17 protein-coding genes are annotated in these 21,024 nt (G+C 58.5%); 13 read left to right on the top strand and 4 right to left on the bottom strand.

What is annotated here, in order from left to right; translation table 11 throughout:
* Positions 1–130: 130 nt before the first annotated feature.
* From purL to glnB, 5 genes are all read left to right on the top strand, one after another.
* Positions 131–4,018 carry a phosphoribosylformylglycinamidine synthase gene (purL, locus tag FHW76_RS04750; RefSeq protein ID WP_016161645.1) on the top strand — a complete coding sequence of 1,296 codons (3,888 nt, stop codon included), beginning with the start codon at positions 131–133 and terminating at the stop codon, positions 4,016–4,018.
* Between the two features lie 591 nt (positions 4,019–4,609).
* Positions 4,610–6,031, top strand: a complete 1,422-nt coding sequence (locus FHW76_RS04745) for a HAMP domain-containing sensor histidine kinase (protein ID WP_022064869.1) — start codon at positions 4,610–4,612, stop codon at positions 6,029–6,031.
* Between the two features lie 29 nt (positions 6,032–6,060).
* Positions 6,061–6,747, top strand: a complete 687-nt coding sequence (qseG, locus tag FHW76_RS04740) for a two-component system QseEF-associated lipoprotein QseG (RefSeq protein WP_022064870.1) — start codon at positions 6,061–6,063, stop codon at positions 6,745–6,747.
* Positions 6,734–8,071, top strand: a complete 1,338-nt coding sequence (gene glrR / locus FHW76_RS04735) for a two-component system response regulator GlrR (RefSeq protein WP_008803779.1) — start codon at positions 6,734–6,736, stop codon at positions 8,069–8,071. The genes qseG and glrR overlap by 14 nt, the downstream gene beginning before the upstream one ends.
* Positions 8,072–8,136: 65 nt before the next feature.
* On the top strand, positions 8,137–8,475 hold the full coding sequence (gene glnB, locus FHW76_RS04730) for a nitrogen regulatory protein P-II (protein ID WP_002914032.1): 339 nt from the start codon (positions 8,137–8,139) through the stop codon (positions 8,473–8,475).
* Between the two features lie 74 nt (positions 8,476–8,549).
* Here glnB and hmpA read toward each other — a convergent pair whose 3' ends face one another.
* Positions 8,550–9,740, bottom strand: a complete 1,191-nt coding sequence (hmpA, locus tag FHW76_RS04725) for an NO-inducible flavohemoprotein (RefSeq protein WP_183476295.1) — start codon at positions 9,738–9,740, stop codon at positions 8,550–8,552.
* A 325-nt stretch (positions 9,741–10,065) separates the two neighbouring features.
* Between hmpA and glyA the strand changes: the two genes are divergently transcribed.
* Positions 10,066–11,319 carry a serine hydroxymethyltransferase gene (gene glyA, locus FHW76_RS04720; RefSeq protein ID WP_008803781.1) on the top strand — a complete coding sequence of 418 codons (1,254 nt, stop codon included), beginning with the start codon at positions 10,066–10,068 and terminating at the stop codon, positions 11,317–11,319.
* Between the two features lie 55 nt (positions 11,320–11,374).
* Here the strand turns inward: glyA and FHW76_RS04715 are convergent, their stop codons facing one another.
* Positions 11,375–11,797: a DoxX family protein gene (locus FHW76_RS04715; protein WP_012540860.1), complete on the bottom strand. Its 423-nt coding sequence runs from the start codon at positions 11,795–11,797 to the stop codon at positions 11,375–11,377.
* Between the two features lie 300 nt (positions 11,798–12,097).
* On the opposite strand from FHW76_RS04715, the gene FHW76_RS04710 reads away from it, so the two are divergent.
* Entirely contained in the window at positions 12,098–13,234 is a 1,137-nt protein-coding gene (locus tag FHW76_RS04710; protein WP_012540861.1) for a 3-phenylpropionate MFS transporter, read from the top strand.
* Here FHW76_RS04710 and csiE read toward each other — a convergent pair.
* Positions 13,231–14,508: a stationary phase inducible protein CsiE gene (gene csiE / locus FHW76_RS04705; RefSeq protein ID WP_008803784.1), complete on the bottom strand. Its 1,278-nt coding sequence runs from the start codon at positions 14,506–14,508 to the stop codon at positions 13,231–13,233. The two genes, FHW76_RS04710 and csiE, sit on opposite strands and share 4 nt — an antisense overlap.
* 124 nt (positions 14,509–14,632) lie before the next feature.
* Here csiE and FHW76_RS04700 point away from each other — a divergent pair, with 124 nt between their 5' ends.
* From FHW76_RS04700 to FHW76_RS04690, 3 genes are all read left to right on the top strand, one after another.
* Positions 14,633–15,271: a DUF1007 family protein gene (locus FHW76_RS04700; RefSeq protein ID WP_012967437.1), complete on the top strand. Its 639-nt coding sequence runs from the start codon at positions 14,633–14,635 to the stop codon at positions 15,269–15,271.
* Entirely contained in the window at positions 15,262–16,242 is a 981-nt protein-coding gene (locus FHW76_RS04695; RefSeq protein WP_023298076.1) for a nickel/cobalt transporter, read from the top strand. The genes FHW76_RS04700 and FHW76_RS04695 overlap by 10 nt, the downstream gene beginning before the upstream one ends.
* A 99-nt stretch (positions 16,243–16,341) precedes the next feature.
* The gene (locus tag FHW76_RS04690) at positions 16,342–17,178 is read left to right on the top strand and encodes a hypothetical protein (protein WP_022064874.1); all 837 of its coding nucleotides are present in this window, start codon (positions 16,342–16,344) and stop codon (positions 17,176–17,178) included.
* Between the two features lie 46 nt (positions 17,179–17,224).
* On the opposite strand, the gene suhB is transcribed toward FHW76_RS04690, so the two are convergent.
* On the bottom strand, positions 17,225–18,028 hold the full coding sequence (gene suhB / locus FHW76_RS04685) for an inositol-1-monophosphatase (protein ID WP_008803788.1): 804 nt from the start codon (positions 18,026–18,028) through the stop codon (positions 17,225–17,227).
* A 120-nt stretch (positions 18,029–18,148) separates the two neighbouring features.
* Between suhB and trmJ the strand changes: the two genes are divergently transcribed.
* From trmJ to iscS, 3 genes are all read left to right on the top strand, one after another.
* Positions 18,149–18,883 (top strand): tRNA (cytosine(32)/uridine(32)-2'-O)-methyltransferase TrmJ, encoded by a 735-nt coding sequence (gene trmJ / locus FHW76_RS04680; protein ID WP_008803789.1) that lies wholly within the window; start codon positions 18,149–18,151, stop codon positions 18,881–18,883.
* Between the two features lie 252 nt (positions 18,884–19,135).
* The gene (iscR, locus tag FHW76_RS04675) at positions 19,136–19,627 is read left to right on the top strand and encodes a Fe-S cluster assembly transcriptional regulator IscR (protein ID WP_008803790.1); all 492 of its coding nucleotides are present in this window, start codon (positions 19,136–19,138) and stop codon (positions 19,625–19,627) included.
* 179 nt (positions 19,628–19,806) lie between these two features.
* On the top strand, positions 19,807–21,021 hold the full coding sequence (iscS, locus tag FHW76_RS04670) for a cysteine desulfurase (RefSeq protein WP_008803791.1): 1,215 nt from the start codon (positions 19,807–19,809) through the stop codon (positions 21,019–21,021).
* Positions 21,022–21,024: the final 3 nt, after the last annotated feature.

Below are 21,024 nucleotides of genomic sequence, written 5' to 3'. Positions count from 1 at the left end.
CACATTTATTGATAAACAGCATCAATGATTTTATTTCTACGCAAACGGTTTCGTCGGGGCGCAGGATTCACTATAATGACGCCCGTTTCCCCCCCTGGCTCACCCTGAAAGCTTCGAAGACGAGAGACTTATGATGGAAATTTTGCGTGGTTCACCTGCACTGTCGGCATTCCGTATCAATAAACTGCTGGCACGATTTCAGGCGGCCAACCTTCCGGTAAGCGCCATATATGCCGAGTATATTCATTTTGCCGATCTGAACGCCTCGCTGAGCGCTGACGATCGCGAGCGCCTGGCGCGACTGCTTCAGTATGGCCCGAGCTTAAGCAGCCATACCCCGACCGGTAAATTACTGCTCGTGACCCCTCGCCCTGGCACCATCTCTCCCTGGTCTTCTAAAGCTACCGATATCGCTCACAACTGCGGTCTGACTCAGGTCGTGCGCCTGGAGCGCGGCGTGGCGTATTACGTTGAAGCCTCAACCCTGACCGAAGCGCAGTGGACCGCCGTGGCGGCGGAACTGCACGACCGCATGATGGAGAGCGTCTTCGACGCCCTGGAAGCGGGCGAGACGCTGTTTGCCCATCATCAGCCGACGCCGGTCACCAGCGTTGACCTGCTGGGCGAAGGCCGTCAGGCGCTGATTGACGCCAACCTCCGTCTGGGGCTGGCGCTGGCAGATGACGAAATTGACTACCTGCAGGATGCGTTTACCCGTCTGGGCCGCAACCCGAACGATATTGAGCTGTATATGTTCGCTCAGGCGAACTCTGAGCATTGTCGCCACAAGATTTTCAACGCCGACTGGATCATCGACGGCGAACAGCAGCCGAAGTCGCTGTTCAAAATGATCAAAAACACCTTCGAAAAAACGCCGGACTACGTCCTGTCGGCCTATAAAGATAATGCCGCGGTGATGGAAGGGTCTGAAGTGGGGCGCTATTTTGCCGACCACCAGACCGGGCGCTACGACTTCCATCAGGAGCCGGCGCACATACTGATGAAGGTGGAAACCCATAACCACCCGACGGCCATCTCTCCATGGCCGGGCGCGGCAACCGGCTCCGGCGGCGAAATCCGTGATGAAGGCGCCACCGGCCGCGGCGCGAAGCCGAAAGCGGGCCTGGTGGGCTTCTCGGTTTCCAACCTGCGTATTCCGGGCTTCGAGCAGCCGTGGGAAGAAGATTTCGGTAAACCGGACCGCATTGTCACCGCCCTGGACATCATGACCGAAGGCCCGCTGGGCGGCGCGGCGTTTAACAACGAGTTTGGTCGTCCGGCGCTGAACGGCTACTTCCGCACCTATGAAGAGAAAGTCACCAGCCACAATGGCGAAGAGCTGCGCGGCTACCACAAACCGATCATGCTGGCCGGCGGTATCGGCAACATCCGCGGCGAGCATGTGCAGAAGGGCGAGATTACCGTCGGGGCGAAGCTGATCGTGCTGGGCGGCCCGGCGATGAACATCGGCCTCGGCGGCGGCGCGGCCTCTTCTATGGCCTCCGGCCAGTCCGATGCCGACCTCGATTTCGCCTCCGTACAGCGTGACAACCCGGAAATGGAACGCCGCTGTCAGGAAGTGATCGACCGCTGCTGGCAGCTGGGCGACGCCAACCCGATCCTCTTTATCCACGACGTTGGCGCGGGCGGTCTCTCCAACGCCATGCCGGAGCTGGTGAGCGACGGCGGCCGCGGCGGTAAATTCCAGCTGCGCGATATTCTCAGCGATGAGCCAGGGATGAGCCCGCTGGAGATCTGGTGTAACGAATCGCAGGAGCGTTATGTTCTGGCGGTCGCCCCGGAGCAACTGCCGCTGTTCGACGAACTGTGTCGCCGCGAACGCGCGCCTTATGCCGTTATCGGCGAAGCTACCGCGGAGCAGCACCTGAGCCTGAGCGACAGCCACTTTAACGATCAGCCGATCGACCTGCCGCTGGACGTTCTGCTCGGCAAAACACCGAAAATGACCCGCGATGTGCAGACCCTGAAAGCCCAGGGCAGCGCGCTGGATCGTCAACCGATTACCCTTGCCGATGCGGTAAATCGTGTTCTGCACCTGCCGACGGTGGCCGAGAAAACCTTCCTCGTGACCATCGGCGACCGCACCGTGACCGGTATGGTCGCCCGCGACCAGATGGTCGGCCCGTGGCAGATCCCGGTGGCCAACTGCGCGGTGACCACCGCCAGCCTCGACAGCTACTACGGCGAAGCGATGGCGATGGGCGAGCGCGCCCCGGTTGCCCTGCTGGACTTCGCGGCCTCTGGCCGTCTGGCCGTCGGCGAAGCGCTGACCAACATCGCCGCCACGCAGATTGGCGAGCTGAATCGCGTGAAACTGTCAGCTAACTGGATGGCCGCCGCAGGTCACCCGGGCGAAGACGCTGGCCTGTATGAGGCGGTAAAAGCGGTAGGCGAAGAGCTGTGTCCGGCGCTGGGCCTGACCATTCCGGTCGGTAAAGACTCGATGTCGATGAAAACCCGCTGGCAGGAAGGCAGCGAGCAGCGCGAGATGACCTCCCCGCTGTCGCTGGTGATCTCCGCTTTCGCCCGTGTCGAAGATGTTCGTCATACCGTCACGCCGCAGCTTTCTACAGAAGATAACGCTCTGCTGCTGATCGACCTCGGTAAAGGGCACAACGCGCTGGGCGCGACGGCCCTGGCGCAGGTCTATCGCCAGCTCGGCGACAAGCCAGCTGACGTGCGTGATGTTGCCCAGCTGAAAGGCTTCTGGGACGCGATGCAGGCCCTGGTGGCGCAGCGTAAACTGCTGGCCTACCACGACCGCTCCGACGGCGGCCTGCTGGTGACTCTGGCGGAAATGGCCTTTACCGGCCACTGTGGCCTGGAAGCAGATATCGCCGCGCTGGGCGATGATCGTCTGGCCGCGCTGTTCAATGAAGAGCTGGGGGCGGTGATCCAGGTGCGCGCTGCAGACCGTGAGGCGGTGGAAGCCATTCTGGCGGTTAACGGCCTGGCAGACTGCGTGCATTACCTTGGTAAAGCGGTCGAGGGCGATCGCTTCGTGCTGACCGCCAACGGTCAGACGGTGTTTAGCGAGAGCCGCACTACGCTGCGCATGTGGTGGGCGGAAACCACCTGGCAGATGCAGCGTCTGCGCGACAACCCGGCCTGCGCCGATCAGGAGCACGAGGCGAAAGCCAATGACGCCGATCCGGGCCTCAATGTGAAGCTTTCGTTTGAGATTAATGACGACATTGCGGCGCCGTACATTGCCACCGGCGCGCGTCCGAAAGTGGCCGTCCTGCGCGAGCAGGGGGTGAACTCTCACGTTGAAATGGCGGCAGCCTTCCATCGCGCCGGCTTTGACGCCATCGACGTGCATATGAGCGACCTGCTGGCGGGCCGCACCGGTCTGGGGGATTTCCATGCCCTGGTGGCCTGCGGCGGCTTCTCCTATGGTGACGTGCTGGGCGCGGGTGAAGGCTGGGCGAAGTCGATTCTGTTCAACGAGCGCGTGCGCGATGAGTTCGCGACGTTCTTCCATCGTCCGCAGACGCTGGCGCTCGGCGTGTGCAACGGCTGTCAGATGATGTCCAACCTGCGCGAGCTGATCCCGGGCAGCGACCTGTGGCCGCGCTTTGTGCGTAACCAGTCTGACCGCTTCGAAGCGCGCTTTAGCCTGGTGGAAGTGACGCAAAGCCCATCCCTGCTGCTGGAAGGCATGGTTGGCTCACGGATGCCGATTGCGGTCTCCCACGGCGAAGGTCAGGTGGAAGTGCGCGACAGCGCGCATCTGGCCCAGCTGGAGAGCAAAGGTCTGGTGGCGCTGCGCTTCGTGGATAACTTTGGCAAAGTGACCGAAACCTATCCGGCGAACCCGAACGGTTCCCCGAACGGTATCACCGCGGTGACCAGCGAAAGCGGGCGCGCGACCATCATGATGCCGCACCCGGAACGCGTCTTCCGCACCGTAAGCAACTCCTGGCACCCGGAGAACTGGGGCGAGGACAGCCCGTGGATGCGTATCTTCCGTAACGCGCGTAAACAGCTGGGTTAACCTTCCGGCAGCGCCTCATGTGAATGTATCAGCCCCCTGCTCAGGCAGGGGGCTTTTTTTATCTGTGATGGCCGGCACGCCAGGGTGTCGGGAATTGCCGACAACCCCTATGTTATGGTGTCGTCAATAGGAGACACTTAACATATTGATTTTATTGAGCAGTGGTGCGGCGCCTGTTTAGTGTCGTCAATTAGCGACAATATGAATAAAAAATGTACGGTTCCGGTATGGCAATGATCGTGAGCTAATATCATATATATCAGCGTGTTAATAAAATGTTTTGAAAGGTGGCATAGTTCATGCATAATATTAACCAGTGGCTCATTCACCTTCTTATGTCAGCCCCTTCGGGACGCGCTACATAAACTTCGAATGACGCACAAACAGGTGCCTGCCGTCCAACTCCTGATAACAGCCTGGCTTTATCAGACATCGGGCGAAACGTCGAGTAAGGCACCGCCTCATTCCTGAACAAAGCCAGGCCTTGCGCCTGGCTTTGTTGTTTCTGCGGCGCAGTAACCAGCGGTAGCGCTTTTCTCCGGCGCGCTCCTCAGTTAGCATCGACCAGAGCTAATGATTGAGACAACATCCTTGAAGCGACTCTCTCTTTTTCCCCGTTCGCTGCGTCAACTGGTGACGCTCTCCTTTGTGCTGATCCTGCTGCCGCTGTTGGTGCTGGCGTGGCAGGCCTGGCAGAGCCTGAATGCCCTTAGCGCCCAGGCGGCGCATATTAACCGCACTACGCTGGTCGATGCCCGACGCAGCGAGGCGATGATCAATGCCGCGCTGGAAATGGAGCGCAGCTATCGCCAGTACTGCGTGCTGGACGATCCGACGCTGGCGCGGGTGTATCAGAATCAGCGACAGCGCTACAGCCAGATGCTGGATGCCCATGCCGGCGTGCTACCGGACGAGAAACTCTGGCAGGCGCTGCGTCAGGACGTCAGCGATCTGGCGCAGTTGCAATGTAAAAATAGCGGCCCCGATGCCCAGGCGGCCGCCAGACTGGAAGTTTTCGCCAGCAATAACAGCGATATGGTGCAGGCGACCCGGGCAGTCGTCTATTCCCGCGGCCAGCAGCTGCAGCAGGAGATTGCCGAACGCGGCCAGTTTTTCGGCTGGCAGGCGCTGGTGCTGTTTCTGCTGAGCCTGGCGCTGGTGCTGCTCTTCACCCGCATGATTATCGGTCCGGTGAAAGGCATAGAAAGAATGATCAATCAGCTGGGAGCAGGGAAGTCGCTGGACGACGCCGCATTGTTTACCGGCCCGCGCGAGCTGCGCTCGGTGGGCAAGCGCATCATCTGGCTCAGCGAGCGCCTGGCGTGGCTGGAGTCGCAGCGGCATCAATTTCTTCGTCATCTGTCGCATGAGCTGAAAACCCCGCTGGCCAGTATGCGTGAAGGTACCGAGCTGTTGGCCGACCGGGTCGCCGGGCCACTGACCCCTGAGCAGCAGGAGATCGTCGAGATCCTCGACAGCAGTAGTCGTAACCTGCAAAAGCTGATTGAACAGTTGCTGGACTACAACCGAAAACAGGCCGACGGCCCGGTGGCTCGCGAAGCGGTGGACCTGGTGGACCTGGTGGAAAGTGTCGTGGCGGCGCACAGCCTGCCCGCGCGGGCTAAACTGATGCATACTGAACTGACGCTGCAGGCGCGGCGTTGCCTGGCAGAGCCTGCGTTATTGATAAGCGTAATGGATAATCTCTACTCCAATGCGGTGCACTATGGCGCTGAATCCGGTAACATCCGTATCCACAGCTACCGGCACGGAGAGCAGGTGCGTATTGATGTCGCCAACAGCGGCGAACCGATCCCGGCCGCGGAAAAGAATATGATTTTCGAGCCTTTTTACCAGGGGAGTCACCAGCGTAAAGGGGCCGTTAAGGGCAGTGGGCTGGGGTTGAGTATCGCCCGCGACTGCGTCCGGCAGATGCAAGGGGAGCTCAGCTTAGTTGACGCGCCCGCCGGGCAGGTCTGTTTTCGCATTACGCTTCCCTCAGCGCCGGAATAATCCAACTTATGAATCGATATCGGGGAACTATGTCCCAATTCCTGGCCTGGCGCCGTTCCCTTCGCGGATGGCTGCTTTCAGGCATTGCTTGTCTGACGCTGGCGGGGTGTTCCGCCGGCTTTTCACCGCATACTGCGGAAGGTACCGCCGCCTCCGGGCAGGCGCAGCATCAGGTGGCCGATTTTGTCGCGGTCGACTGCGCGGACATCTGGGCGCACAGCAGCGATGCCAGCGACAAAAATCCCCTCTACTGGCTGCGGGGTATTGACTGTGCCGATCGCCTCGCTCCGGCGCAGGCGAGGGCGGAGGCGAAACGCCATACCGACGACAGCTGGCAGGACGCGTTCCGTCGCGGCATCCTCCTTGCTGATGCCAAAATTACTCCCGACGAGCGTCGCGACCTGGTGGCGCGTCTCGATACCTTCAGCCCGCAAATCGCCGTTCAGGTTCGCCCGCTGTATCAGCTCTGGCGCGATGGTCAGACCCGTCAGCTGCAGCTGGTGGAAGAGCGTGCCCGTTACGCGAAGCTTCAGCAGTCCAGCGATAGCGAACTGGAGATGCTGCGTCAGCAGGAACAGGCGCTGCGCGAACAGCTGGAGCTGACCACCCGTAAGCTGGAGAACCTGACGGATATCGAACGCCAGCTCTCCAGCCGTAAGCCGGGTGGCAATTTTGGCAGCGAAAAGGTGCCGGAGGTGATCCATGACGATCCGTAAACCGGCGCGTTTGCTGCTGGTGGATGACGATCCGGGGCTGCTGAAGCTGCTGGGCATGCGCCTGGTCAGCGAAGGCTATAGCGTGGTCACCGCCGAGAGCGGGCCGGAAGCGCTGCGCGTGCTGGGGCGTGAGAAAGTGGATCTGGTGATTAGCGATCTGCGGATGGATGAAATGGATGGCCTGCAGTTGTTCAGCGAGATCCAGAAGGGGCTGCCCGGCATGCCGGTGATTATTCTCACCGCCCATGGTTCGATTCCCGACGCCGTGGCCGCGACCCAGCAGGGGGTGTTCAGCTTCCTGACCAAGCCGGTCGATAAAGATGCCTTGTATAAAGCCATTGATGAGGCGCTGGAGCAGCGCTCGCCGGCCACCGACGAAGCGTGGCGCCAGGCGATTGTCACCCGCAGCCCGCTGATGCTGCGCCTGCTCGAGCAGGCCGGGATGGTGGCGCAATCGGATGTCAGCGTGCTGATTAACGGCCAGAGTGGGACCGGGAAGGAGATCGTCGCCCAGGCGATCCATAACGCCAGCCCGCGTCATGATAAACCGTTCGTGGCGATCAACTGCGGCGCGCTGCCGGAACAGCTGCTCGAATCCGAACTGTTTGGCCATGCGCGGGGCGCCTTTACCGGCGCGGTCAGTAACCGTGAAGGATTATTCCAGGCCGCTGAAGGCGGTACGCTGTTTCTCGACGAGATCGGTGATATGCCGGTTGCGCTGCAGGTGAAGCTGCTGCGCGTCCTGCAGGAGCGTAAGGTGCGTCCGCTGGGCAGCAACCGCGATATCGAGATCAACGTGCGGATCATCTCCGCGACCCACCGCGACCTGCCGAAGGCGATGGCCCGCGGCGAGTTTCGTGAAGATCTGTTTTACCGACTCAACGTGGTGAATCTGAAGATCCCACCGCTTTCCGAACGGGCTGAGGATATCCCGCTGCTGGCTAATCATTTGCTGCGCCAGTCCGCCGATCGCCATAAGCCGTTTGTCCGGGCGTTTTCCAGCGATGCGATGAAGCGGCTGATGGCCGCCAAGTGGCCGGGTAACGTGCGCCAGCTGGTGAACGTGATTGAGCAGTGTGTGGCCCTGACCTCGTCGCCGGTGATTGGCGACGCGCTGGTGGAGCAGGCGCTGGAAGGAGAGAATACCGCGCTGCCGACCTTCGTGGAGGCGCGCAATCAGTTTGAGCTGAACTACCTGCGCAAGCTGCTGCAAATTACTAAAGGCAATGTCACCCACGCCGCGCGGATGGCAGGGCGCAACCGCACCGAATTCTATAAACTGCTGTCGCGCCATGAGCTCGACGCCAACGACTTTAAAGAGTAGCTCCGCAGCATAGCGCAAGTTATGATACGGTAAGCAACCGGTTACGCGACTAAGACAGGAACACCATGAAAAAGATTGATGCGATTATTAAACCTTTCAAACTGGATGACGTGCGTGAAGCGCTGGCCGAAGTCGGCATCACCGGGATGACGGTGACGGAAGTGAAGGGCTTTGGCCGCCAGAAAGGTCATACCGAGCTGTACCGCGGCGCGGAGTACATGGTGGATTTTCTGCCAAAAGTAAAAATTGAAATCGTGGTGACCGACGATATCGTCGATACCTGTGTGGATACCATCATCCGTACGGCGCAGACCGGCAAGATTGGCGACGGCAAGATCTTTGTCTTCGACGTCGCGCGGGTCATTCGTATCCGTACTGGTGAAGAAGACGACGCGGCGATTTAATCCTCGCCGCTCGCTGCAGTATTGCCGGGTGACGCTGCGCTTACCCGGCCTCCAAATCCCCGCGTCGTCGGGGCTTACAGGACCTTATGCGGGCCGAAACATTCGTAATGAATGTTGTCTTTATTAACCCCTAATTCTACCAGCTGCTTCGCTGCAAACTGCATAAACGCTACCGGGCCGCAGAGATAGAACTGCATCTGCGGGGCGCGAATATTGTCCGCCACTGCCGCTAAATCCATCAAACCTTCGCTATCAAAACGTCCAGTCTGACGGTCGGCTTCGCTCGGGTTGCGATACCACACGTGCGAGGTAAACGCCGGCAGCGCCGCGCCAAGCGCACTCACTTCATCGGCAAAGGCGTGAACGTCGCCATTTTCCGCCGCATGGAACCAGTTCACCTGACCCTGATGACCGCTCTTCGCCAGCGCATCCAGCATCGCCAGCATCGGCGTTTGCCCGACGCCCCCGGAGAGCAGGGTGACCGGCGTCTGTGGTTCAACGTTAAGGAAGAAGTCTCCCGCCGGGGCGGCTAAATAGACCACATCGCCTTCGCTGGCATTGTTATGCAGCCAGCTGGAAACCTGACCGCCGTCCTCACGTTTTACCGCGATGCGGTAGCCTTTGCCGTCTGCTTTGCGGGTTAAAGAGTATTGACGAATTTCCTGATAGTCGAAGCCTTCCGGTTTCAGCCAGATGGCCAGGTACTGCCCCGGCTGGTAATCGGCGACCGGCTGACCGTCGACTGGAGCCAACTCAAAGCTGGTGATGAGCTGGCTGCGCGGGGTTTTCTTCACGATGCGGAACGCGCGGGTCCCTTCCCAGCCGCCGGTTTTACTGGCGTTTTGCTGATAAATTTCTGCTTCGCGGCCGATAAAGACGTTCGCCAGCACGCCGTAAGCTTTTCCCCAGGCATCAAGCACGTCCTGACCCGGGCTGAACATTTCATCGAGGGTCGCCAGCAGATGGCTGCCAACGATGTTGTACTGCTCCGGTTTGATCTGGAAGCTGGTGTGTTTCTGGGCGATTTTTTCCACCGCCGGCAGCAGGGCGGGCAGGTTATCGATATTGCTGGCGTAGGCGGCAATGGCGTTGAATAACGCTTCGCGCTGATCGCCGTTGCGCTGGTTGCTCATGTTGAAGATCTCTTTGAGCTCCGGATTATGCGCGAACATACGATCGTAGAAATGGGCGGTGAGCTTTGGGCCGGTCTCTACCAGCAGGGGGATGGTGGCTTTGACCGTGGCGATGGTTTGAGCGTCGAGCATAGCGTGCTTCCTTGTGTGTTATCTTATTGATGCATTTTAAATGCATCTTATAGAAATAACCCTGCTATGTAAATGGTTCTTTAACACTTAACCCCGATGCCGTTACAACATGAAGAATTTGCATCACAAACCTGAAAAGAAATCCGTTGATAATGAGAGAGACGTTATTGCTCAAAGCCTTGTGTCATGCGGAGCCAATCGTTTGCGTAAAATCCTTTGTCAAGACCTGTTATCACAGAATGATTAGGTTATACTGTGGGCCGTTGTCCAATCGGACCGCCTTTTTAGGCCGAAATTTTATTGTTAGCTGAGTCAGGAGATGCGGATGTTAAAGCGTGAAATGAACATTGCCGATTATGATGCCGAACTGTGGCAGGCTATGGAGCAGGAAAAAGTACGTCAGGAAGAGCACATCGAACTGATCGCCTCCGAAAACTACACCAGTCCGCGCGTCATGCAGGCGCAGGGCTCTCAGCTGACCAACAAATATGCTGAAGGGTATCCGGGCAAGCGTTACTACGGCGGCTGTGAATATGTCGACGTGGTTGAGCAACTGGCTATCGACCGCGCGAAAGAACTGTTCGGCGCTGACTATGCTAACGTCCAGCCGCACTCCGGCTCTCAGGCTAACTTTGCGGTCTACACCGCGCTGCTGCAGCCGGGCGATACCGTGCTCGGTATGAACCTGGCGCAGGGCGGCCACCTGACTCACGGCTCTCCGGTGAACTTCTCCGGCAAACTGTACAACATCATCCCTTACGGTATTGATGAGTCCGGTAAAATTGACTATGACGACATGGCGAAGCAGGCTCAGGAACACAAACCGAAGATGATCATCGGTGGTTTCTCCGCTTACTCCGGTATCGTTGACTGGGCGAAAATGCGTGAAATCGCCGACAGCATCGGCGCTTACCTGTTCGTCGATATGGCGCACGTGGCAGGCCTGATTGCCGCGGGTGTGTATCCGAACCCGGTTCCGCATGCTCACGTTGTGACCACCACCACCCACAAAACCCTGGCGGGTCCGCGCGGCGGCCTGATTCTGGCGAAAGGCGGTAGCGAAGAGCTGTACAAAAAACTGAACTCTGCCGTGTTCCCAAGCGCGCAGGGCGGCCCGCTGATGCACGTTATCGCGGCGAAAGCGGTGGCGCTGAAAGAAGCGATGGAGCCAGAGTTTAAAGTTTACCAGCAGCAGGTTGCGAAAAACGCCAAAGCGATGGTGGAAGTGTTCCTGAACCGCGGCTACAAAGTGGTTTCTGGCGGGACTGAGAACCACCTGTTCCTGCTGGATCTGGTGGATAAAAACCTGACCGGTAAAGAAGCTGACGCCGCCCTGGGCCGCGCCAACATCACCGTGAACAAAAACAGCGTGCCGAACGATCCGAAGAGCCCGTTCGTGACTTCCGGTATCCGTATCGGTTCTCCGGCTGTGACTCGCCGCGGCTTTAAAGAAGCGGAAGTCAAAGAGCTGGCTGGCTGGATGTGTGACGTGCTGGACAATATCAATGACGAAGCGGTCATTGAACGTGTGAAAGGCAAAGTGCTGGATATCTGCGCCCGCTTCCCGGTTTATGCGTAAGCGTTAACGTTGCAATAAAAAAGGCCGCGATTGCGGCCTTTTTTGTGTCTGCCGATTAGCGGCGGTCGAGCGAAATCGCGCCGGGGCCGGTAATCGCCAGCAGCAGAAAAGCGCCGGCAATACTGACGTTTTTCCAGAAATTAATCATGTTCGGCAATACCGCATCGCCGGTCATATCCCAGTAATGATGGCCAATCACCGCCGTACCCAGCGTATAAAAAATAAAGATGACCGCCAGCGGGCGGGTGAAAAAGCCCAACACAATTAAGATCGCCGCAGGGACCTCCATTATCACAGCGATAATCGCCGCCAGCGTCGGCATCGGCGCGCCGGAGGCGGCCATGTACTGCACCGTACCGCCAAAGCCTAACAGTTTCGGATAACCAAAAAGGATAAACAGGACCACCACGGCGATGCGGGCGATGAGCAGCAGCAAGGAGCGGGAAGCGCCAAAATCAAAATAGCGGAGTGTGTTCATAATCAGCTCGTTATGAGAGAAGTGTGATCTAAACGTAATACACAAATTTGCCCGCCGCCATGGAGAGAAAATAATAATGTTGCGCTTCGTTTCATCAGGATTTGGCTGCGGGGTTGCTCGCACTTTGATGCCCGGTTATCGGATTTTATTTAATACAACCGGCGATGGGATGGTGCTCGCTCTGTGATGTGTGTCACGATTTAAAGACAAATGTACTCAACTTCCATATAGAGAGTGAGACACCGGTTTACTCAAGATGGGGTTTGTCGCCAGACTGTCGCCACCATTCGGGAGGAAATCATGGTCTTGCACTCCACGCGCTGGCTGGCGCTCAGTTATTTCACCTACTTTTTTAGCTACGGTATTTTTCTGCCCTTCTGGAGCGTCTGGCTGGCCGGAAACGGGCTGACTCCGGAAACCATCGGCCTGTTGCTTGGCGCTGGCCTGGTGGCTCGTTTTCTTGGGAGCCTGCTGATTGCCCCGCGGGTCAGCGATCCCTCCCGGCTCATTGCCGCGTTGCGCGTGCTGGCCCTGTTAACCTTACTTTTCGCGCTGGCCTTCTGGGTCGGCAGTCACGTGGCATGGCTGCTGGCGGTCATTATCGGCTTCAACCTGTTCTTTTCGCCGCTGGTGCCGCTGACGGATGCCCTGGCCAATACCTGGCAAAAGCAGATCACCATGGACTATGGCCGGGTGCGGCTATGGGGCTCCATTGCCTTTGTCATCGGTTCGGCGCTGACCGGCAAGCTGGTCAGTCTGTTTGACTACCGGGCGATCCTGCTGATGTTAAGCCTGGGTGTCGCCTCGATGCTGCTGGGTATGCTGCTTAAGCCGTCGGTGATGCCCCACGGGGAGTCGCGCCAGCAGCAGGGAGCAGGACTGACGGCCTGGCTGACGCTGGTACGCCAGAGCTGGCGCTTTCTCGCCTGCGTCTGTTTGCTACAGGGGGCGCACGCCGCCTACTACGGCTTTAGCGCCATCTACTGGCAGCAGGCCGGCTATTCTGCCTCGGCGGTCGGTTATCTGTGGTCGTTAGGCGTGGTGGCGGAAGTGGTGATCTTCGCGTTGAGTAAAAAGGTGTTCCGCCGCTTCAGCGCACGCGACCTGCTGCTGCTCTCCGCCGTCTGCGGGCTGATTCGCTGGGGACTGATGGGCTGGACCACGGCGCTGCCGGGACTCCTCCTTGCGCAGATCCTTCACTGTGGCACCTTCACGGTGTGTCACTTGGCGGCGATGCGCTATATCGCGGCCCGTCAGGGCAGCGAAGTGATCCGCCTGCAGGCCGTCTATTCTGCGGTGGCGATGGGCGGGAGTATTGCCATCATGACCGTCTTCGCCGGTTTCCTCTATCAGCACCTGCACCAGGGCGTGTTCTGGGTAATGGCCCTGCTGACGATCCCGGCGCTGATTATCCGGCCAAAAGCGGTGGCGACCTAGTCCTCAAGCATCGCGCAGATATGCTGCTGCTGGCGTTCAGTGAAGCAGTTCTCCGCGTGGATCAGCGGCGGCGAAAACAGCGGTAGCGCCGTCGCATAAGGGGTGACGATAAGCGTCACCCCTTTGGGCGCACCTTCCTTCTGAAAGCGCTCTACGCTCTGGTATTTGATATTCAGCGGCAGCAGCGTGAGTTCGCGCAGCTGCTGTTCCAGAGCCTCTTCTATAGCCGGGTTGTCATCGGTTAGCAACAGCACCTGTTTTTCGTGCAGGTCGCTTTTCTGCATCAGCCAGGCGCCAAAGATCACCGCGATTAAGCCGGTCTCTTCCTCATTAAAACGGATGTGCCAGGCCTCCTCGAATTCGCTCAATGCCGCCTGGGTGGTACGCAGTAAGCGAGGATAGAGCCGGCTCACTTCCTCCGTGAGCGTGCTGTCGATGCCGATGGCAAACACGCTGCGGATCAACGCCTGCGATAAATGAATATAGAGTTGATCGCTGAGCCCCTGCTCATCACTGAAAGCCCTGCCGGCGAGGACCTGGAAGCGATGGATCAGGCCGGAGATAGCCAGTCGCAGGCGGCGATCGTGCGGGTGACCGTCGCGGACCGGGTCGGGGGTTTTGAGCAACATAAACAGTAGCGAGAGGAAGAAGGGCTCTCCAACATGCGGCGGAGCGCCGACCCGGCGCTGCCAGTGGCGGACAATCTCCTGCGCCAGGGTAAACTCGGCGGCGGTCTGGGCCCAACGCTGCTGTTCATCATTGAAGTCCGGAGAGTATCCCCGGTGATGCTCAAGCAGACAGTACTGCAGATATAAGCGCAGAAACTGCACGTCGCGGCAGTCAAACTGGCGATTGAGCGCCCGCGCGCAGCGGTTCACCAGCGCCTGCAGATTGGTATCATCGTATAAGGTACGGGCAATGCCTTCCTGTTTAAGCTGCGTTTTCAGGGCCGGGGTAAAATGATGATTGACGAACTGCGGGCAGAGGCGTAGCCCCCGCCGCAGCGCATGCAGCAGACATAAACGTTGGTCGAGCGCGGCGCCTTCAATCCGATAGCTGCCGTCCACCTCTGACCGGAGGGTCAAACGGTGGTAACGCTGAATTTCGCGTCCGGTCTCCTCAATATCCTGCCGGGCCGTGGTCTCATCAACGAGGTTGATCCTGCCAAGCCGTTCAGTCGTCACCGACTGTCCGGGCAGATAAAACATCAGGAGCACCTGGCTACGGCGCTGTGGACTGGAAAGCGCAGATGGTGGTTCAATGACGGTCATCATCTGGTAAGTTCCAGTTAGGGTTTTCGCTAAGAATAGACAATGGCAGAGGCGGGGGCAGGGCGAAACGCCCGCTTTAGCTCAGGATTGCTGGTGAAGTTCACAGAATTTTTCACGTGAGGAACAGATGAACAGAGTGAAACAATGCACCAGCGCGGCGTTTTTCATGGTTTTATCATTTTCAGCCGCCGCGCATCCGCATAGCTTCATTAGTTTGCAGAGCGAGCCGGTGGTTAAAGACGGTCTGCTGAGCGGGTTTAAAATGCGCTGGACCATGGATGAAATTACCTCATCGGATCTGCTCTATGACGCCGGTAACGCCAAACCGGGCAGCGAAGTATGGAAAAAGCTGGCGGCGGAGGTGATGGCCAACGTACTCGGCCAGCACTATTTCAGCGAGCTGTGGCACAACGGCCAGCGGGTGAAATTTGAAAATCGTCCCGACGGCTATGGCCTCGAGCGTGACGGACTGCAGGCGGTACTGACCTTTACGCTGCCGCTGGCGACGCCGCAACCCGTTGCCGGGCAGACGTTTACCTTTTCCACCTTCGACCCGACCTACTACGTCGACATGTTTTATGACAAGGATAGCGATTTTTCCCTGCCCGCCGCGCTGCGGGCCGCCTGTAAGGCAACGGTGATGACGCCAAAACCGAACGACAAAATGCTCTCGTACGCTCAGTCGCTGGATAAAGCGGATGCGCCGCCGGAGGATATGGCGCTGGGCAGCTATTTTGCCCAGAAGGTGACCCTGACATGTCAGTAATTTTCACCCCCCGCGCGCGATCCTCGCGCTGGAAAGCGCTGTGGCCGCTGGCGCTGTTGCTGGCTGTGAGCATCATCGGCGGCATTTGGCTATGGCGGGTGTGGCCGCAGGTGCTGATGCAGAGCGCGGTCTGGCAGCGCTCGTTGAATCTGGAACTCAGCCGCCTGCTGCAGGCGGTGGCGGAGAACCCGGCAGCGGCGGGCCTGTCGCTGCTCGGGTTCAGTTTCGTTTATGGTGTAGTGCATGCCTTAGGGCCCGGCCATGGCAAAATTGTCATTACTACCTGGCTCGCCACCCATCCCTCGAAGCTGAAATCAAGCATTAACCTGACGCTGGCCGCCTCTTTATTACAGGGGCTGGTGGCCATCGCGCTGGTGGTCGTGGTGCTGGCGCTGCTGCAGCTGCCGGCGCGCCAGCTGCATCTCAGCAGTTTCTGGCTGGAGAAGGGCAGCTATCTGCTGGTGGGCGCATTAGGCTTGCTGCTGTGCTGGCGGGCGTTAAAAAAGCTGCGTCTGCTGCTGAGCCGGCCAACGTTTACCGCTTTTACCCCACATCATGTTCATCACGAGCATTGCGGCTGCGGGCATCAGCATCTCCCGGCGCCGGATCAGCTTCAGAGCGGCGACGACTGGCGGGCACGCGCCGCGATCGTCCTGTCGATGGGCATGCGCCCCTGCTCGGGAGCGATCATGGTGCTGCTGTTCAGCAAGGTGATCGGGGTGTTCAGTTGGGGAATGGCGGCGGCGCTGGCGATGGCGGCGGGAACCTCGTTGACCATCACGGCGCTGGCGCTGCTGGTGCACAGTTTTCGCCAGCTGGCGGTGAAGTTGGGTCAGCATCAGGCGCCGCCGCTGTGGCGTCAGGTGGGCTGGCTGACGCTGGCGCTGGCCGGCGGCGTGATTTTGCTGGCGGCGGCAGGAGTGATGTGGTTCACCGCAGTCCCGGCCGGCGGTGGGATCCGCCCGTTTTAGTCAGACGCCGGGCGCAAATCCGAAAGTGGGCGCCTGTGCTTGCCGCTGGCGAAGCGATGCTCTAGTTTTCCGCTTTTCGGCGGATGACAAGGAGTCGCTATGGCCGCAAATATCGTTTCTTCCGCACCGAGCGGGCGGTTTTATTATGGCTGCGCCGGTGCCGCCGGGCTGCTGGCAGGCCTGGCGATCGTCTACTGGTTTCCGGCGCTGGCCAGCTGGTGGCCGTCAGATCTGGTGCGCGTCTACCACGCCATGTCGTATGTCATGGGATTCGGGGTGTCGCGTATCGGGGATATCCCGCTGGTGGCCTACGCCACCTTAACGCTGTCGGGTTTCGTCATGGCTTTTTGCCACCCCGGGCACAGTAAACTGCCCATTGTTGCCTGGGCTGTGCATAATCAGCCTTCGCCACGGGAGATGGTCGATTGGATCCTGCGCAGCTGGGTATTGCAGTTCGGTTTCCTGGTGATCATTTTCTGGCGTTTTGCTTTCATGGGGAAGCTGACCAGCTATCGGCTGATGCAGTTCGTGGGCATCTTTAACGACGTCTGCTATCTGGCCACGCTGGTGCTGGCTGGGATACTGCTGCGCGATAGCTGGCGAGACTTTCAAGGCGTTTCCGCACCGGCAAGCAATATTCGCATTCCGCTGATCTTTGCCCTGAGCTTTTATCTGCCGTTTCAGCTGGTATGGATTTTACTCAGTGCGCAGCAGTTCGAGTTGCCGCTGTGGGGATGGCTGCTGCTGGTTCCGGCGATGGTCGGCGTGCTGTTAGCCCGCCTGGCGACAGTAGGAATAGCGTTGTGTTTCCGGCGCTGGCTGGGACCGCAGGGCTGCCTGCGCTGGCGCGGGCCGCTGGCCTTGTTTAGCGGCCTGACGGTACTGTGCATCGGCGGCAATGCGGTGATTCGCCAGATCCTCAACATGATAAAATGACATAAAAAAAGGAAGCCGCGGCTTCCTTTTTGACATCTGTAAGAGATTAACGCTTCAGCGCATCGCTCAGCTGCTCACGCATATTCGCCAGCATCGCTTTCACCACGCGCGGGTTACCGGCAACGATGTTGCCCGTCAGCAGGTAGTTATGGCCACCGGTGAAGTCGCAGACAATCGCGCCAGCTTCACGGGCGATCAGCTCGCCTGCGGCGAAATCCCAAGGCTTCAGGGCGATCTCAAAGTAACCGTCAACGCGGCCGGCGGCTACATAGGCCAGATCCAGCGCGGCAGAGCCGGTGCGACGGAAGTCGGCACATTCGGTAAACATGTTGCCGAGAATATTCATGTAAGTGGTGGCGTGCTGCTTCGCTTTGAACGGGAAGCCGGTCGCGATGATGGTGCCGTCGAGGTCGCGAGCGTTGCTGCCGCGCAGACGGTAGCCGTTCAGCTGCGCGCCCTGGCCGCGGGTCGCGGTAAACAGTTCGTTACGCATCGGATCGTAAACCACCGCGACTTCAGTACGACCTTTGATGCGTACGGCGATGGAAACAGAGAAGTGGGGCAGACGTTTAACGAAGTTGGTGGTGCCATCCAGTGGATCGATAACCCATTGAACATCCTGCTCTTCACCAGCGTGTTCACCGCTTTCTTCGGTGATAATGGTGTGCTGCGGGTAAGATTTGCGAATGGTTTCGATAATAATCGCTTCAGCGGCTTTATCGACGTTGGTCACAAAATCATTGCTGCCTTTCTGGCTGGTTTCTACGGTGTCTGGCGTTTCGTAGTGCTTGGCAATTAAATTACCCGCCTTGCGCGCGGCGCGCACGGCGATGTTCAGCATCGGATGCATCGGTCTCTCTCACTGGATGTTAAAGAACGGGAAAAAACGGCGCATATAATAACAGCGAAATCTGCTTATGTCTCCGTTTTATGGTAGCATGCCCGAATAATCTTTAGCCGAAGAACCATAATGCTGCAAAATATACGAATCGTACTGGTAGAAACCTCCCACACCGGCAATATGGGCTCTGTAGCCCGCGCGATGAAAACCATGGGCTTAACTAACCTGTGGCTGGTCAACCCACTGGTCAAACCCGATTCACAGGCGATAGCCCTGGCCGCGGGCGCCAGCGATGTGATCGGCAACGCGCAGATCGTCGATACCCTTGATGAAGCCCTGGCGGGCTGCAGCCTGGTGGTGGGTACCAGCGCGCGCTCCCGCACACTGCCGTGGCCAATGCTCGATCCGCGCGAATGCGGCCTGAAAAGCGTCGCCGAGGGGCAGCATGCGCCGGTGGCGCTGGTCTTTGGCCGCGAACGCGTTGGCCTGACCAACGAAGAGCTGCAGAAGTGCCACTACCACGTGGCGATCGCCGCGAACCCGGAGTACAGCTCGTTGAACCTGGCGATGGCGGTGCAGGTTATCGCTTATGAAGTGCGGATGGCCTGGCTGGCGACGCAGGAGCAGGCGCAGCCTGCGGTTGACCATGAAGAGGCACCGTACCCGCTGGTGGACGATCTGGAGCGTTTCTACGGCCATCTTGAGCAGACGCTGCTGGCGACGGGCTTCATCCGCCCGAATCATCCGGGGCAGGTGATGAACAAGCTGCGTCGGCTGTTCACCCGCGCGCGTCCGGAAAGCCAGGAGCTGAACATTCTGCGCGGCATGCTGGCGTCTATTGAGCAGCAGAATAAAGGTAAGTAAGCGCGTTAACGCCGGATGGCGCTTCGCTTATCCGGCCTACGAATCTACATCTCTGTTGTAGCCCGGGCGAGGCCTTTGGCCGACCCCGGGAGCGGCTCGAAATTAATAACGGCACGGAAAGCCAAATACCTGACTAAAACAGTCAAGTAAATAGTTGACCAAATTACTCGGGAATGTCAGACTTGGCCCTGCTATGCAATACCCATATTAATAAAAAGCCCGGCCAGGGGCGAGTTTGAGGTTAAGTAAGACATGAGACTGACATCTAAAGGGCGTTATGCCGTGACCGCGATGCTTGACGTTGCGCTCAACTCTGAAACGGGCCCGGTGCCGTTGGCAGATATTTCAGAGCGTCAGGGAATTTCGCTTTCCTATCTGGAACAGCTGTTCTCTCGCCTGCGTAAAAATGGCCTGGTTTCCAGCGTTCGTGGTCCAGGCGGTGGTTATCTGTTAGGTAAAGATGCCAGCAGCATCGCCGTCGGCGAAGTGATCAGCGCGGTAGACGAATCCGTTGACGCGACCCGTTGCCAGGGCAAAGGCGGCTGTCAGGGCGGCGATAAGTGCCTGACTCACGCGCTGTGGCGCGATTTGAGCGAACGCCTGACCGGCTTCCTGAACAATATCACCCTGGGTGAACTGGTGAATAACCAGGAGATCCTTGATGTGTCCGGCCGTCAGCATCAGCACGAAACCCAGCGCAATGCGCGCACCCAGGACGCGATCAACGTTAAGCTGCGCGCCTGAGTGACCCGTCCCGTTTCGGACTGCGGCTGACAGGGCGAGGCAGCACGAAACGGTCGGGACAACGATTATAAAGAGCTTTCAGAATCAGGCCGGGATGCGCCAGCATTCCGTGTACTCGGTCGTACATCAAGCCGGTTGCCTGATTCCTTGCATTGAGTGATGTACGGAGTTTAAGAGCAATGAAATTACCGATTTATCTCGATTACTCCGCAACCACGCCGGTGGACCCGCGTGTTGCCGAGAAAATGATGCAGTTCCTGACCATGGACGGGACCTTTGGTAACCCGGCCTCCCGTTCCCACCGTTTTGGCTGGCAGGCTGAAGAGGCGGTTGATATCGCCCGCAATCAGATTGCCGAGCTGGTCGGTGCCGACCCGCGCGAAATCGTCTTTACCTCTGGTGCGACTGAATCCGACAACCTGGCGATCAAGGGTGCAGCCAACTTTTATCAGAAAAAAGGCAAGCACATCATCACCAGCAAAACCGAGCATAAAGCGGTTCTGGATACCTGCCGTCAGCTGGAGCGTGAAGGCTTCGAGGTGACCTACCTGGCGCCGCAGCGCAACGGGATTATCGATCTCAAAGAGCTGGAAGCGGCGATGCGTGACGACACCATCCTGGTTTCCATCATGCATGTGAATAACGAAATCGGCGTGGTGCAGGATATCGCTACCATCGGCGAGATGTGTCGCGCCCGCGGTATCATTTACCACGTAGACGCCACCCAGAGCGTGGGCAAGCTGCCTATCGATCTGAGCCAGCTGAAGGTGGACCTGATGTCCTTCTCCGGCCATAAAATCTATGGTCCGAAAGGCATTGGCGCGCTGTACGTTCGCCGTAAACCGCGTATCCGTATCGAAGCGCAGATGCACGGCGGTGGCCACGAGCGCGGTATGCGTTCTGGTACTTTGCCTGTTCACCAGATCGTCGGCATGGGTGAAGCTTACCGTATCGCCAAAGAAGAGATGGAAAGCGAAATGGCGCGTCTGCGCACGCTGCGCAACCGTCTGTGGAACGGCGTGAAGGATATGGAAGAAGTTTATCTCAACGGCGACCTCGAGCAGGGCGCGCCGAACATTCTTAACGTCAGCTTCAACTACGTTGAAGGTGAGTCGCTGATTATGGCGCTGAAAGACCTGGCGGTTTCCTCCGGTTCAGCCTGTACTTCCGCGAGCCTTGAGCCATCCTACGTGCTGCGCGCGTTAGGCATGACTGATGAACTGGCGCACAGCTCTATTCGTTTCTCTTTAGGTCGTTTCACTACCGAAGAAGAGATTGACTACACCATCAAACTGGTTCGTAACTCCATCGGCCGTCTGCGCGATCTTTCTCCGCTGTGGGAAATGTTTAAGCAGGGCGTGGATTTGAACAGTATTGAATGGTCACATCACTAATTC

It is taken from the genome of Klebsiella sp. RC2 (assembly GCF_014192815.1).
Lineage (GTDB): Bacteria > Pseudomonadota > Gammaproteobacteria > Enterobacterales > Enterobacteriaceae > Klebsiella > Klebsiella variicola.
This window is presented reverse-complemented; position numbering and strand designations above follow the sequence as displayed.